A 15,626-nucleotide genomic window follows, 5' to 3' on the forward strand; every position below is an offset into this window, starting at 1 on the left:
ATAAAACCATTAACATATAAAAGCAAATCAAAAATTATGAAACAGAAATTATCATGTCTGAAATAAAAACAATGTTGAAGCGATTTGGAAATTCTCTGAGCTCCGTAGGACCTGGTCTATTCCTTGTAGGTTATAGCATCGGCACAGGAAGTGTGGTTGCAATGGCCTCAGCAGGATCCAGATATGGTATGTCTATGCTTTGGGCTTTAGCCCTTTCCTGCATATTCAGTTTTTTCTTATTGGAAGCTTATGGACGGTATACCATAGTAACGGGAGAAGGAGCACTCTATGGTTATAAGAAACATTTCAAATCTCTGGGTAAACCGGTAGCTTTGATAACTTTGGTTGGATTGGTTTTTGTCGAGATTCTGGCACTTATTGGTATAATGGGGATTGCTTCCGACCTTATGAGACAAATATCCATCCGTCTGTTTGGGGAGCCGGGATGGAATCCGGTTTATATTGCATTTGGAGTAATTATTTTTTTATATCTATTCCTGCTGACAGGAAAATATTCCTCTTTTGAGAAATTAATGATAGTTTTCGTCTCCATCATGGGTATCAGTTTTATTATCTCCATGTTTGTTGTTTTTCCTGAGCCTAATACTGTAATAGAAGGACTTATCCCCAACATACCGGACGAAAAAAATGCTCCGATGATCATTGCGGCGTTAGTAGGGACTACGTTAACGGCACCGACCTTTGTAGTAAGGAGCATGTTGATGAAAGAGAAAAAATGGACAACGAAACACTCGAAACTTCAAACAAAAGATGCCTTTGTGGCAGCGTTGTTGATGTTTATCATAAGCGGTTCTATTATGGCATGTGCCGCAGGTACTTTATATATTGCCGACAAACCGGTTGAAGATATACTCACGATGGTAAGTATGCTGGAGCCGTTCCTGGGACATCTGGCTTTATCTGTTTTTATCATGGGAATATTTGGCGCAGCCCTCTCTTCTGTTTTTCCAATCGTGATGCTTGCACCTTTATTGATCAGTGACTACGAAAACAGACCTGTTATATATAAAGGATTCCGTTTTCGATTAATGACCGGCATTGCGCTTCTTTTTGGGTTAATTGTTCCCGCATTTGGATTTAAGTCGGTCTATGCCATGTTGATCAGCCAATTGTTTCAAATATTTGTATTGCCGATTGTAGTTATTGCCATTATATATCTGTTAAACAGAAAAAGTATAATGGGAAAATATAAGGCGGGATTCTGGTTTAATCTTGGACTTTTGCTAACACTCCTTTTTTCCTTATATATTTCTTATCAATCCATTGTAGGCTTTATAGAATCATCCCATACAATTTTCTAAAGAGACAAATTTTTTATTTACTCCTAATAATAAAACCGGTAAAACTCTATTTATACAATCAGAACCAACTTATCATCCTTGTCGATGAAATGACGATTATTCTTATGGCAGTTAAAACAAATCGTGGAAAATTTAAATGATTTATATTTATGTGAAACGAAAAAATGAAACAAAGGAGATGAATTTTATAAAATATGGCATAATATACACGGCTGTGTCTTTATTTATTATATTCGCCAACGTGAGATCGCAAGTAAATTTAAATGATATTCCAATGATTGGTGCAGAAATATTCATAGAACCCGGGCAGTCGGATGAAAATGTAGAGAACTGGTTTAAAATTCTCAGGAAAAACAATATGAAGGTTACACGTATCCGCATGTTCGAAAATTATATGAAGGATGTAAATGGCGACTGGGATTTCAGCTTATTTGACAAGGCATTCTCTTATGCGGAAAAATATCATATTAAAGTCTATGCCAATCTTTTCCCGGCTACAGATTTTACAGATGTAGGAGGATTTAAATTTCCGTATAACGAAGAACATCTTAACCGTATAGCCGATTATATAAAAAATGTAGTTCTTCATTTTAAACAACACTCATCTCTCTATGGTTGGATTCCCATTAACGAACTAGGGGGAGGGAACATAAATGACCCTTTGGCAAGGACAATCTACAAAAAATGGCGAGATAACTATGAAGACACCCAGCAGATCTATAAACTCACTGCTTACAACCAGCTGTCATTTGATAATGAGAAGTTCTTGTTGCATTATAACACATGGTATTTAAAATGGTTGTCGGATGAAATACGCAAATATGACAAAGAAAAGCCCATCCACGTAAATAACCATCAGATTTTTACACTGGCCGCACAGTATGATTTCCCAAGTTGGAGAACTTTTCTGTCCAGCTTAGGAGGTTCAGCCCATGCCAGTTGGCATTTTGGTTTTTTCCCCAGAAACAGGTATGCCATAGCCATGTCTGCAAATAGCGAGATTCTTCGTTCGGGCGCCGGTAACATTCCCTGGCTGATGACTGAATTACAGGGAGGAAATAATATTTACAGCGGTGCCAACCCAATGTGTCCTACAAAGGAGGAAATAAGTCAGTGGTTTTGGATAACTATAGGTTCAGGGAGTAAAGGAGCAATCTACTGGTGTTTAAACCCAAGAGCATCCGGTGCTGAATTTTGAGAATCAACCTACAGGCTGATAAAACATGGGAGGAATTATTATCGCATATCAAGGTTACAGGAGGAACAACACGTGAAAAAGGAATTTTTTATTCTACCCTATACCGTTCATTCCTATGGCCTGCACTACGCAGTGATGTAAACGGCGACTTCACCGACGAACGGGGAAACGTGGTAAATGAAGGGTTCCGCTATTATACCAATCCCTCGTTTTGGGACGACTACCGGAACAAGCTTGTGCTGCTGGGAATGATCTCTCCGGATGTCACGACGGACATCATCAAATCAATCACCGATAAGGGTGAGAAAAGAGGAGGCTATATGCCCACCTTCTTCCATGGCGACCATGCTTCGGTGTTTGTAGCCGGAAGCTGGTTACGCGGTATTACAGGGTTTGATCTGGAGCGTGCTTATAAATTGCTGCTCAAAAATGCAACCGTTCCCGGTCAGGGTGGAAGGCCCTATCTCGATGAATATCTGAAGCGGGGATGGATTGCAGAAAAAGATACTACCCACGTCCCCACCTGGGACGAGTACAAGGCGGCCGTCACCAAAACAGTGGAATATGCCTACGACGACTATGCGACAGCATTGATTGCCAAGGAGCTTGGGGATCAGGAGAATCACGACCTGCTGATGCGTCACTCCGGAAATTACAAAAACCTGTTCGACCCTTCTACCGGCTTCTTTCGCGGAAAGATTGAAACAGGAAGCTGGATAGCCGATTTCGATCCCTACTACCCCTATTTCGCCTATATGTACCGGGAAGCCAACGCCTGGAACTCACTCTTCTTTGCTCCCCACGATCCGGAAGGAATGATTGCTCTCTATCCTGATCACAAGGCGGTGGAGCAGAAGCTCGACTCACTCTTCACCGAACCATGGCGGGGTTATGAGGCACACAACATGACCGGCTTTATCGGTAACTACTGCCATGGCAACCAGCCCTCCCACTCGATTCCATACACCTACTACTTCATCGGGAAACAGGAGAAGGCGCAATGCGTACTGGACAGCATCATGGGCCGATTCTATGATATGGGAGAGGAGAAGCTGGCTTACGCCGGCATGGACGATGCGGGAGAGATGTCAGCCTGGTATGTCCTCAATGCGATCGGATTATATACCTACTCACCTGCCGATCCGGAATACATCGTGTCGGTGCCGCTTTTCGACAAGGTGACATTCACCCTGGGTGACAATACCACTTTCACCATCCTGAAAGAAGGAAATGGAAAGAAGATCAGACAAATCAGATATGATGGTGATGTAATAAACGGGTGGTTTGTCACGCATGATCAACTCAAAAAAGGCCGGGAATTGGTGATCACAACCGCCGAATAGGATTTTCTCAGCTGATCCGGCTCCAGTCGTACCGGTTACCGCCAAGGCGGCTGAGCTGCTGCTTCAGCACCTGGTGCTCCGGCTGCTCCAGCGCCGGATCTTTTTCAATCACCCGCTCCGCAATCTCGCGGGCATTATAGAGGATGGCGTTGTCGCGTACCAGGTCCGCAATGCGCAGGTTAAAAGGGATGCCGCTCTGCTGCGTTCCCTCCAGGTCGCCCGGGCCGCGCAGCTTCAGGTCGGCTTCGGCGATCACGAAGCCGTCGTTACTTTCGGTCATGATCTCCATCCGACGGCGAGTATCAGCAGAGAGTTCGTAGGGCGTAATCAGTATGCAGTAAGACTGATCAGCGCCCCTTCCCACCCTGCCTCTCAGCTGATGTAGCTGCGAAAGGCCAAACCGCTGGGCACTTTCGATCACCATCACGCTGGCATTCGGCACATTCACTCCTACTTCGATCACGGTAGTGGATACCATGATCTGCACCTCACCCGAGACAAACCGCCGCATCACCTCCTCCTTTTCGGCAGGTTTCATCCGCCCGTGCATCTTGCAGACGGTGAATTCCGGAAAGGCCGCTTTGACATGCTCGTATCCCTCCTCCAGGTTCTTCAGATCGAGTGTCTCGCTCTCCTCGATCAGCGGGTAGACCATGTAGGCCTGTCGCCCGGCACCAATCTGATCGCGGATAAACTGATAGAGGGCACCCCTTTTCTTGTCGTAACGGTGCAGCGTCTGCACCGGCTTACGGCCTGGAGGAAGTTCGTCGATCACCGAGACATCGAGGTCGCCATAGACCGTCATGGCCAGTGTGCGGGGAATGGGTGTGGCGGTCATCACAAGCATGTGGGGCGGATGGCTGCTTTTCTCCCACAGCCTGGCGCGCTGCACCACGCCAAATCGGTGCTGCTCATCGATCACCACGAAGCCCAGGTTGCGAAACTGTACTATATCCTCAATCAAAGCGTGGGTGCCAATCAGGATATTTACTTTCCCGGAGAGCAGCCCTGCGTGGATCTCCTCCCGCTCTTTCTTTCTCGTGGAGCCAGTCAGCAATGCTACCCCCACATTCATGCCGGAGAGCATCTGCGTGAATGTATCATAATGCTGTGCCGCCAGGATCTCCGTGGGTGCCATCAGGCAGGACTGAAATCCATTGTCGAGGGCAATCAGCATGCACATAATCGCCACCATGGTCTTGCCGCTTCCCACGTCACCCTGCAACAGGCGGTTCATCTGCCTCCCGGAGGCGGTATCCTTCCGGATCTCCCGGATTACTCTCTTCTGGGCATTTGTCAACGGAAAGGGTAGTTTCTTTTTGTAAAATGAATTGAGATAATCTCCAACCTTGGGGAAAAGGATCCCTTTCAGCTTTGCTTTCCGGTCGGATGAGTAACGCACGATGCTTAGCTGGATATAGAACAGCTCTTCAAACTTCAGCCGGAACTCGGCATCGCGCAGCTGCGCCGGCGACTTGGGAAAGTGAATATTTTCCACCGCATCGTGAAAAGACATCAACCGGGCCTCCTTTACCACATCGGGTGAAAGTGATTCCGGCAGCGGCTCCTTAATCAGCCCGAATGCATTTTCCATGATCTTCTGCATCGCCCTGGAGTTGAGGTAATGGTTCTTCATCTTTTCCGTGGTATTGTACATCGCCATCAACCCTTCCGGCCGGTCCGATTCATCCATGAAAGGATCGATCTCGGGATGCGGAATATTCCACTTGCCGTTGAAGAGATTGGGTTTTCCGAAGATGATGTACTCCTGGTTGAGCTTGTACTTGCTTTCGATGAAACGGACACCCTGAAACCAGACCAGGTCGACGAAGCCGGTACCGTCGGTAAAATGCGCCACCAGCCTCCTTTTCCTTCCTTCTCCAAAGGCTTCAAAGGCGGTGATCTTCCCCTTCAACTGGATGTAGGCCTGCGACTGGTCAATCTCGTGCACGTAGTACATCCGCGTCCGGTCGATATATCGATAGGGGTACCACCGAAGCAGGTCTCCCAGCGTAAAGACATCGAGCTCCTTCTGCAGGATATCGGCTCTTTTGGGTCCCACGCCGGGAACATATTTTATTTCGGTCTGAAGAATATGCATTGCTTATCGCGAGTTTCATGCAAATGTAAATAAAAAATGGGGAATGGCTAAGCCACTCCCCATCTCTTTATCAGTTATCCGGGCATCCTACCAGGCGAAAAGCGGATATTGCTTCATGGTCACGTTCACTTTTTCGCGCACCGATGCGATGGTCTTCGGGTCGTCCACGCGAGAGAGCACGGTGTCGATCAATTCCACGATCTCTCCCATCAGTTCTTCTTTTGCTCCGCGGGTGGTGATGGCCGGCGTACCGAAACGGAGGCCCGATGTCTGGAATGGCGAGCGGCTGTCGAAAGGCACCATGTTCTTGTTGGTGGTGATATCGGCCTCCACAAGTACCTTCTCCGCTACCTTACCGGTCAGATCAGGGAACTTGGTGCGCAGGTCTACCAGCACGATGTGGTTATCGGTACCGCCCGAGACGACATTATATCCCTTGTCGGCGAAGGCCTGCGCCATTACGGCCGCATTCTTTTTCACCTGTGTCTGATAGGTCTTGTATTCCGGCTGGAGTGCCTCGTAAAAAGAAACCGCTTTCGAGGCAATCACATGTTCAAGGGGACCGCCTTGCATGCCAGGAAAAACAGCTGAATCCAGCAGTGCCGACATCATCTTAACCTCTCCCTTGGGTGTGGTGAGGCCCCAGGGGTTTTCAAAATCCTTACCCATCAGGATCACGCCTCCACGGGGACCACGCAGTGTCTTATGGGTGGTAGAGGTCACGATGTGTGCGTGTTTAAGCGGATTTTCGAGCAGTCCGGCCGCAATCAGGCCGGCGGGGTGCGCCATATCCACCATGAAGATGGCACCGATCTCGTCGGCTATTTTGCGGATACGAGCATAATCCCATTCACGTGAATAGGCCGAGGCACCGGCAATAATGAGTTTGGGTCTTTCAGAGCGTGCCAGTGATTCCAGCTGGTCGTAATCCACTCGCTGATCCTCTTCACGCACATTGTATGCTACAGGTTCAAACATCAGACCGGAGAAGTTGACGGGTGAACCGTGTGAAAGATGGCCACCGTGAGACAGGTTCAGTCCAAGGAATTTATCCCCTGCCTTCAGGCATGCCAGGAAAACAGCAGCGTTTGCCTGCGCTCCCGAGTGTGGTTGCACGTTGGCCCATTCGGCGCCAAAAATCTCTTTTAACCGGTCAATGGCAAGCTGTTCGCCCAGGTCAACCACCTCACAACCGCCATAATACCTTCTTCCGGGATATCCTTCGGCATACTTGTTTGTCAGCACAGAGCCCATGGCCTGCATCACCTGTTCACTAACAAAGTTCTCGGAAGCAATAAGCTCAATACCTTTAAGTTGCCGTTCCTGTTCTTTTCGAATTATCGCGAAGATTTCTCTATCTTGTGTCATAGCGTCATATGTTGCAAAAAAATATCTGCAAAGGTAAGGAACATTTTCGTAAGCAATGTAAGCAAAGGACAAATTTATTTGGGTTTGCTATTGCGAGAATTGAAAATCGAGGAGCGAAAGCGACTCAAAATGTCTAACTTTAGTGAACATTTTCGTATCATCCGACTTTTTGTTATTACCGGGAAGAGGGCGGGAACAGTTTATTTGTAAAACCTAGAAGAAGTATTCCTGAATATAAAAAATTCGTGTCAGCTAAGAATGCGAAGCTTCTATCTTATCAAGTGCTTCTTTAACGCTTCCGTACTTAAAAAGTAACTTTTTTGCTTCTTCGTAGTCAGTAATCATCGCTTTTTCCATTAAGATTTTTATCGCTCTGTCGGTAATTTTATTGTTGATTAACTGCACATTCCACATACTATTATCCAAAACTCTTCCCATCTGTATCATCACGGTAGTGCTTATCATATCGAAAATCATTTTTTGGGAAGTACCTGCTTTCATTCTTGTGCTGCCGGTTACAAATTCAGGGCCGGTGATGACTTCTACCGGATAGTCGGATTGTTCCGCGATGGGCGAGTCGGGATTATTCACAACGCAGCACGTGGCGATACCATTTTCTCTACATTTTTTCAAGCCTTGTAAAACAAACGGCGTGGTACCGCTTGCAGATATTCCCACGACGATGTCCTTTTCAGATATGTCTTTTTCTTGTAGCGATTTCCACGCTTCTTCCGTATCGTCCTCTTTTTCTTCCAACGCCAAAACCAACTTATCCACTCCTCCGGCCAAAACTACGTCAATCATCCCGTTTTCCATCCCATAGGTTGTGGGTAACTCAAGAACATCCAATACCGAAAGTCGCCCTCCCGTGCCTGCTCCTAAATAAATCATTCTACCACCGGTTTGTATTTTTTGAACCACGGCAGTGATAAGTTTATCCAATTGAGGTTTTGCTTTTTCCACTGCCAAAGCAATGGTTTTATACTCCGTGATTAACTCACCTGTTAACTCTTTAACTGTTTGAGTTTCTAAATGCCTGTAACGGGAAGGCTGTTCAGTTATTTTGTTCATATAAAAATTCTATGTTATTGATTGAAATAAATATTTAATTATTTTGCAAGTGTTCACATATTGTTATTGGCCGTTCTGTTCAACATACGAAACGATGATTCCGCCCACAGTATCGGGAAGTGTGCTTGGCATTCCGTACCAGTAGAATGAGTCGGGGCCTTCGTAATTTCCTTTGTGAATATTTTGACAACTCCTGGTCTGCGATATTCATGATTTACCGGATGGGCGTTCTCACGTCCAGTGCGAGAGAGCGCCATACATTCAAAATGTATCAGATCTTAGAGATTTCTCGCGACTGCCTGGCTATTTTCCGAATACCTTCCGCGATTTGTTCCATATCCGTTTTAGTACCTAAAAGCATGGTTTGAGCGAACCATACAGCTTCTTCATTGCACAATTTATCATTCTGAGGACATGAGAGGCTTTCCAGCCATTCTTTCATTCTTTTTTCACCATAAATGGAAAGATAATGTTTATTATGAGCTAAGTTTGTAACATACTTTTCCTTAGGCATGGAAGTGTATCCAACGGAACATGGGACTCCTTCTGCATTCAACGCATTAATAAATTGTGCTCTTGACATTCCTGAAAATCTTTTTTTATCATATCTGAACATATATAGATGATAAGCACTCTTAGTGGTACCAGCATAAAGTTTTGCCGGAGCTATTCCCGGTATTTCTTTTAGCATTTTAGTTAAATATTGAGCATTTTCCCATCTACGCTTCACTTGCTCCGAAAGTCTTGTCATTTGAGCAAGTAAAATGGCTGCCTGAAATTCAGTTAAACGGAAATTAGATCCTCTGCTCCCGGATCCAGGTACAAGACTTGCCGCATCCGCACCTTGACCCTGATGATGAAAACTATAGCAATCTTGGTAAAAAGCATCGTTATTTGTAATGATAGCACCGCCCTCTCCCGAACTGAGATTTTTTGATTCTTGGAAACTGAATGCGCCTCCCAGACCCCAGTTACCAACACATTTTCCTTTCCATTCTGCCAAATGAGCTTGACATGCATCTTCAATTAAGGGTATGTTGTAATTTTTTGAAACTTCGAGAACTTTATCCACATCGAAAGGTGAGCCTGCGATATGTACGGGCATTAAGACTTTTGTATTCTTAGTAATGGCTGATTCTATTTTTTTTGCATCAACCTGGAAACTCTCAATATCCACATCAGCAAAAACAGGTAAAGCATAATTCTGAACAATGACGTTGTAAGTGGCAATAAAAGTATAGGGTGGAATGATAACCTCATCGCCCGGGCCAACTTCCAAAGCTCCCAACATTGTTAGGAGGGCTGTCGTGCCGCTCGACACTCCTAAAGTTCTCTTGGCACCCACAAGATTTTGATATTCAGTCTCAAATCGAGGTGTAGTTTTATTCCCCAGCCGGCACCATCCTCCACTGTTCAATACCTGAATCAATTCATCCCGTTCTGTCTGTCCAATAATTGGCCATCGGGACCAGTTTCCTGTAAATGCTTTCGGCCCACCCAATATCGCTGCTTTTTTAGCTTGTATATTCCCGGCATAGGTGAGGTGCGGTAATCCCATCGCCAAACCCATTCCTGCAAAGGAGGTTTGACGAATAAAATCTCTACGTTTGATTTTTTTATTTTTCATACGATTAAAATATTTCTTACATTATGGCGTATGGAATTGAGCGAAGCGAAATCGCCGACTTCTATTGAAAATCATAGCGGGAGGCAACCTTTCGCTTTTAATCATCTACTTGGGCGTAATGATGTACATGCTCGTTTCATATGATTAAAACTTTTATTTTCATTCCATTAGACTTTTCCTATGTTCAACATAGTCAAAACAAGTTTTGTCTTTGTATTCACTTATCGAAAAACTTCAAAAGTCATTTTCCCCATTCTTTGATCACATTCCACCCATCCGCGGGTATCGTTTCGTATCTAAACACCACTACCCCATCGGCGCCACCGGAGATAGAGAACTGTATCTGTTCATTCAACTGATCGGCCGTAACGCCATCATATCCCTGGATACCCGTGAATATATCACACTGGTTTCCAACCAACGTTTTTGCCGTTTCCGTAATCGCTTTTAACCAACTGGTGGGTTTTCCGTACGCTTTAAAATAGGCCATCGGACTAATTACATCCAGGACGGATGCATTAAGCGCATAATTCTGGGCATAAAATACATCCGCGTATTTGGGATCGGTTATTCCGTCGGGCATAAAAGAAGCACTCAGGGTAAGTCCCGACTTCTCTTTATCCATTACTCCTTTGATGGCCACAATGTATTCATTGATTACTTTTTTTCGCATCTCCACCCATTTGACCACATCCTGGTCGTTATTTTTATAAAGATCCACAAAGCCGTTGTCTGTGGCGTACTTTTTGTAATCGGCTGCTGTTTGGAAAAAAGCCAATAGACGGGTCGTATTGCAACCCAGGGAGGAGGCTCTTTCAAGGGATTGCGGATCAAATGAATAAACAAAATGTCCATATCGTACATAGTCAAGATGCACCCCGTCACAATCAAAATCCTTCACAAAACTCCGGATGTTGTCCAAAACATACTCTTTGTAACCCGGGTAAAGAAGATTTACCCGCTGATCGTTCATGGGATATGGCTCCAGGTCAACACCGGGTTTCGGACAGTGATAAATGGAAGCATTCGGATTTGCAGCCATGTATACACCGTCTTCATTGACGATATACCAAAAGTGGACTTTTATTTTTTTCTCATGGGCTTTTGCAATGAAGTCGGTGAGCCTGTTCGCTGCCGTTTTGGTTCCGGCGGTTCCCTTTACCAGCAGGTAGACCTCGTCAACATGGTTGCTTGCCAGCTTGTCGACAATCTCCCGGTTGTCGTCAGACAGCGTGTTTCCCCATATCCAGACCCCCATAGGTGTACCGCTGCTTGCTTTCAGGTATGATGACGAGAGTTTGGCAGGAAGGCTGCCGTTAACCTTGTAGTATGCCAGCGCCCTGGTCAGGACAACCGCACTCCTGTTAAACGAGAACTGCCCATTGTATTTTTCACCTCCCGGCCCCACAAAGTTTTGCGGGTAAGAAACAAAGTTCGCGAACACGTTATTGTTCGCCGCATAATTCAATTGCCGCGTCGTCTGATTAAAGAGCAGCTCAATGGGTATTTCCTTCTCAATAAAACTATCGGCGTCGGGTGAAGCGGGCAGGGGATATCCCGTCAGAGTGATCGGGTCATCCACTCCTTTCTGAATTTGAAGCAACACCCTGCAGGCAGCTTCATAATAGGCAGATTTCTTGAGGGTTGCCCCGCTTACTTTGACTTCATCGGGTAGTTCGCCTGTAGCCTCAAACTGTGCGTACACGGTAGCCAATGCATTAATGATCGCGGACTGCGAGTAAGCAGACTGCTCAGCAATAAATGTGAAGATCTCATCTGAGTAGAGCCCATGGATGGTGATCGCGTGAAACTTGATCTGCATTTTTTGAACGGTAATGGGAACTGTAAACTCCTTTTCAAAAACATAGAGTGCAGGGTCAGAGAAAGAGGTGATCGTTTCAATCACTTCATCAGGTTCCTCTTTTCCGGGAAATATTTTTTCAATCTTCACCTCTTTCAGTGCTTGATCCGAGGTAATGGATGCCGACACTGTATAGGTGCTCTCCATCGTTTCCACTATGCCGTCTTTAAAGGTAATCAGTGGCCGGGTAAGGATTTCTTCTTCCGCCTCATCACTGCATCCCACGAACAGGAAGGATGCGGTCAGGCATACGAATAATAAAAAATTTATTGTTTTCATAGACTAAAATATTTTTTACACTATGGGTACATGAAACATTCGCGTAAAGCTAAAACAAATGATTATGCGAGTGTAATATCAAGATTGTCTGATCTTTGCAATAGCGAACAATGACTATTTATTTTTGGCTAACCCCACTTTATGCCCCGCTAACGCGTAATAAAGAATATAGAGATAACAAGGGATAAATATCCAGTAAGCCATTTGAAAATCATCGGGTAGAGGTGAAGCCTCGCCCCCTCTCACCGCATCCAGAATAAAACCGAAGAGCAACGGAAGAATAGCCCCACCCACGATAGCGGTAACCAATAGGGAGGCTCCTGATTTGGTCTTTTTCCCCAACTTGTCAATAGCGAGCGCCCAGATAGCCCCCCACATCAACGAGTGGGAAAAACCCAGCACGCCCAGACAATAGATGGCCTGTCGGGCAGGGAGCAGGATGAGACAGAAAGAAGCTGACAGGGCGATGAGTATGAAGAGGATCAGGGCGTTATTCTGGCGCATCACCTGCAACAGGAAGATGCTGAGGATATAGCCGATGACCAGCCCGATAGATACTATCCCCGAGTATTGGGCCGGATTATCCAACCCGATGGCATTGGCAAAGTCAATAGCCGATGCCATAGGCAGTGTCTCCACACCTACATAGATAAATAGGGCTATTGCGCCCAGAATCAGATGGGGATACTGCCACAAGCTTATTTTTTCACCGGATGCGGGAACCTCGGCGTTTCCGCTATCGGGATGCTGCGCTTCCTCTTCTTCCCCTGCTGCCTTCACTTCGGGCAGGGAGATGAAATAGATCAGTACTGCTAGCAATGTAATTACTCCTGCCGCAATACCAAAGGGGATATATGCCTGGTCTAATACCGGATTTGTGACATCAATAAAGAGACTGAGGAAGATGGGTCCAAGGTACCAGGCCGACTTGTTCATGATTCCCATGACACACATGCGTTGGGCCGCTTTTTCTATCGGGCCGCAGATGGTGACGTACGGATTGACGGCTGCTTGCAGCAGCGTGTTTCCCATCCCTCCTACGAATGAGGCCGCGAGGAACAGGTAAAAACCCTGCATCGATGTGCCCATCTTCGCGGAAGGAATAAACAAGAGCATTCCCAACGACATGATAATCAAGGCAATTACCATGGATCGTTTATATCCTATCCGCTGTATCACTATTCCGGAAGGTCTTCCAAAAATCAAGAAAGCCGAAAAAGTGGCCGTGAGAACCAAATACGACATGCTTTTACTCAGTGAAAAAGCTCTTTCCAGAATGGGTACCATGATGCCATTTATCCCCACACCAAAGCCGATAATAAAGAATGCAACTCCGATGATGAGGAGAGGAAAGAGATGATTGGATTGTTTCTTGTTCATTGCATTACTCTCTTGATGGATAAAACTTTTGTATAAATGAATGAAGGAGGCAGTGGGGGAAATCACCCTCTGTCATAGCTGATGATATGCAATAAGGCCTTCCATCGGTGCACGTATAATTTTTCCTTCCTCCATCCCAAATTCTTTTGCTACGGAAACCAGGGCCTCCTTAAACACCCATCCGATGCTTCCTACACAATTAAAGCGGTAAGTGGAATAGTCGGGGTAATGGACTACGATATTCTTGAAGAAATCACGAAAACAATCCTGCTTCACATGCTCCGCGTACTCGCTTCCGGCCTGTTCACCGCTCAAGAACCGGGCAAATGACGCGCAGTATCGATTAGGCATTGGGTCGCTGTAAACGCGATCGACCAACTCGTCCGGCGATAACCGGTAGGAGTGATAAAAGCTTTCACGTATATCGACCGGCATATGTCCCCGGATAAAGTCTTTTAATAGCCGCTTGCCTATATAGGCACCGCTTCCCTCGTCACCCAACAAAAAACCCATTGAATCGATATTATGGGTGATCTTTTTCCCGTCATACAGGCAAGAGTTCGTCCCCGTGCCCAGGATAGCGGCAAACCCAGGTTCATGTCCCAGGAGTGCACGGGCCGAAGCCATCAAGTCCATGGCAATATCAAACCGGGCCTTCGGGAAGAGAGGGCGCAGTGCATACTCAATCACCCGATATTTATCCTCATAACACCCGGCCCCGTAGAAAGCGACCAATGAGATATCGTTCCAGTCATACCCTCCAGGCAGACTTTCACGAAGGGAGGAGGTAATCTCCTCCCGGCTGTTATAGCAGGGGTTGTATCCTTCACTTTCGAACTGAAAAGTCACCCGGCCATCTTTAACCAATGTCCAGCTTGTTTTACTCGACCCGCTGTCGGCTATTGCGATCATATCTGCTTATATTATCCGAATTCTCCTTTTTCTATTCCCTTATTGCCTCCCAGCCTTCCTCAGCGATGCCACCATACCGGAACAGGATAACCCCTTGTGCGCCACCTTCAAGGGAATATTTGATCTGCTCTTGCAGTTCTTCGTTCGTCACCTCGTTAAATGCCTGGATACCTGTGTATACTTCACACTGGGGAGCACATAATTTTTTCGCGCCTTCCGTGACTGTCTGTAGCCAGTTCGTGGGCTTTTTGTACGACTTGAAGTAGGCCATTGGGCTGATCCTGTCCAAGGCGGGAGAGTGGAGCATGTAATTCTGGGCATAGTAGACGTCTGAATAGATGGTATCTATCGTTCCCTCCGGCATGAAAGCAGCGCTGACCTCCAGGCCGGGCTTGGTTTTCCGGACAACCTCCCCGATGGATTCAATATAATCGCGGATGATATTTTTCCTCATCCCCACCCAGGTCACCACATCGTTGTCACCCTCCGCATAGAGCTCCACAAAACCGTTATTTGTGGCATGGGCCGTATAGCCCGGCTCCGTGGTGAAGAGGTTAAGCAGCCGTGTGGTATCGCATCCCAAAGAGGCTGCTTTTTGGAGGGAGTAGGGATCGAAGGAGTAAACGAAGTGGCTGAACCGGATATAGTCGAGATGCACCCCGTCGCAATCAAAATTGTTGAGAAAATCCCGGATGTTATCCAGCACGTACTCCTTGTATCCCGGGTATAGCAGATTCACTCGCTGATCGTTCATAGGGTACGGCCTGGTACTTACAGATGGATTGGGGCAGTGATATATGCTTGCCTGGGGATTTTCGGCTATATAGGTACTGTCTTCGCTGACAATGTACCAGAGGTGCACTTCCATCTCTTTTTCTCGTGCACAGCTGATAAACGTGCGCAGCTTGTGGGGCGATGTTTTTATTCCGGCCGTCCCCTTCACCAGAAAATAGACCTGCCGGATGTTGTTTTCCGCCAGTTGATCGACCACTCTTTTTGAGTTGCTGTCTGATATGGCACTGCTCCACATCCAGACTCCCCGCGGAGGATTCACGGGTTTCAATGCGTCCCGCTTACATCCCGTGAGGCATAGCAGAGAGACACAGATGCATTGGAGGATAATTATCAGCCAAATTGTTCTGGAAATTTTTGTTGTTTTCATTA

Annotated in this window: 10 protein-coding genes and 1 pseudogene; 3 read left to right on the plus strand and 8 right to left on the minus strand. The window is 46.2% G+C overall.

All coding sequences use genetic code 11. From position 1 onward, the window contains the following. Window positions 1-53: 53 nt before the first annotated feature. The 3 genes and pseudogenes from AC1HCU_RS10765 to AC1HCU_RS10775 form a co-directional block, all read left to right on the plus strand. Window positions 54-1,322, plus strand: coding sequence for an Nramp family divalent metal transporter (locus tag AC1HCU_RS10765; RefSeq protein WP_480365865.1), 1,269 nt, complete (start codon window positions 54-56; stop codon window positions 1,320-1,322). A 274-nt stretch (window positions 1,323-1,596) separates the two neighbouring features. Continuing rightward, the gene (locus AC1HCU_RS10770; protein WP_480365868.1) at window positions 1,597-2,520 is read left to right on the plus strand and encodes a hypothetical protein; all 924 of its coding nucleotides are present in this window, start codon (window positions 1,597-1,599) and stop codon (window positions 2,518-2,520) included. A gap of 11 nt (window positions 2,521-2,531) precedes the next feature. Then, window positions 2,532-3,863 (plus strand): annotated as a pseudogene (locus AC1HCU_RS10775) (glycoside hydrolase family 92 protein); the annotation flags it as partial. Between the two features lie 7 nt (window positions 3,864-3,870). On the opposite strand, the gene recG reads toward AC1HCU_RS10775, so the two are convergent. From recG to AC1HCU_RS10815, 8 genes are all read right to left on the minus strand, one after another. Then, a complete protein-coding gene (gene recG, locus AC1HCU_RS10780) occupies window positions 3,871-5,964 on the minus strand; it encodes an ATP-dependent DNA helicase RecG (protein WP_238867815.1) in 2,094 nt (697 codons plus the stop codon). A gap of 87 nt (window positions 5,965-6,051) precedes the next feature. Further along, window positions 6,052-7,332 carry a serine hydroxymethyltransferase gene (gene glyA / locus AC1HCU_RS10785; protein WP_238869514.1) on the minus strand — a complete coding sequence of 427 codons (1,281 nt, stop codon included), beginning with the start codon at window positions 7,330-7,332 and terminating at the stop codon, window positions 6,052-6,054. A 252-nt stretch (window positions 7,333-7,584) separates the two neighbouring features. Beyond that, a complete protein-coding gene (locus tag AC1HCU_RS10790; protein WP_238867816.1) occupies window positions 7,585-8,403 on the minus strand; it encodes an N-acetylmuramic acid 6-phosphate etherase in 819 nt (272 codons plus the stop codon). Between the two features lie 271 nt (window positions 8,404-8,674). Next, on the minus strand, window positions 8,675-10,030 hold the full coding sequence (locus AC1HCU_RS10795) for a DegT/DnrJ/EryC1/StrS family aminotransferase (protein WP_238867817.1): 1,356 nt from the start codon (window positions 10,028-10,030) through the stop codon (window positions 8,675-8,677). A 241-nt stretch (window positions 10,031-10,271) separates the two neighbouring features. After that, the gene (locus tag AC1HCU_RS10800) at window positions 10,272-12,170 is read right to left on the minus strand and encodes a family 10 glycosylhydrolase (protein ID WP_238867818.1); all 1,899 of its coding nucleotides are present in this window, start codon (window positions 12,168-12,170) and stop codon (window positions 10,272-10,274) included. Between the two features lie 114 nt (window positions 12,171-12,284). After that, window positions 12,285-13,550, minus strand: a complete 1,266-nt coding sequence (locus AC1HCU_RS10805; RefSeq protein WP_238867819.1) for an MFS transporter — start codon at window positions 13,548-13,550, stop codon at window positions 12,285-12,287. Window positions 13,551-13,622: 72 nt separating this feature from the next. Further along, the gene (locus AC1HCU_RS10810; RefSeq protein WP_238867820.1) at window positions 13,623-14,462 is read right to left on the minus strand and encodes an N-acetylglucosamine kinase; all 840 of its coding nucleotides are present in this window, start codon (window positions 14,460-14,462) and stop codon (window positions 13,623-13,625) included. 31 nt (window positions 14,463-14,493) lie between these two features. After that, window positions 14,494-15,624 (minus strand): family 10 glycosylhydrolase, encoded by a 1,131-nt coding sequence (locus tag AC1HCU_RS10815; protein WP_480365873.1) that lies wholly within the window; start codon window positions 15,622-15,624, stop codon window positions 14,494-14,496. Between the last annotated feature and the right edge of the window lie 2 nt (window positions 15,625-15,626).

It is taken from the genome of Proteiniphilum sp. LBM24028 (genome assembly GCF_056629195.1).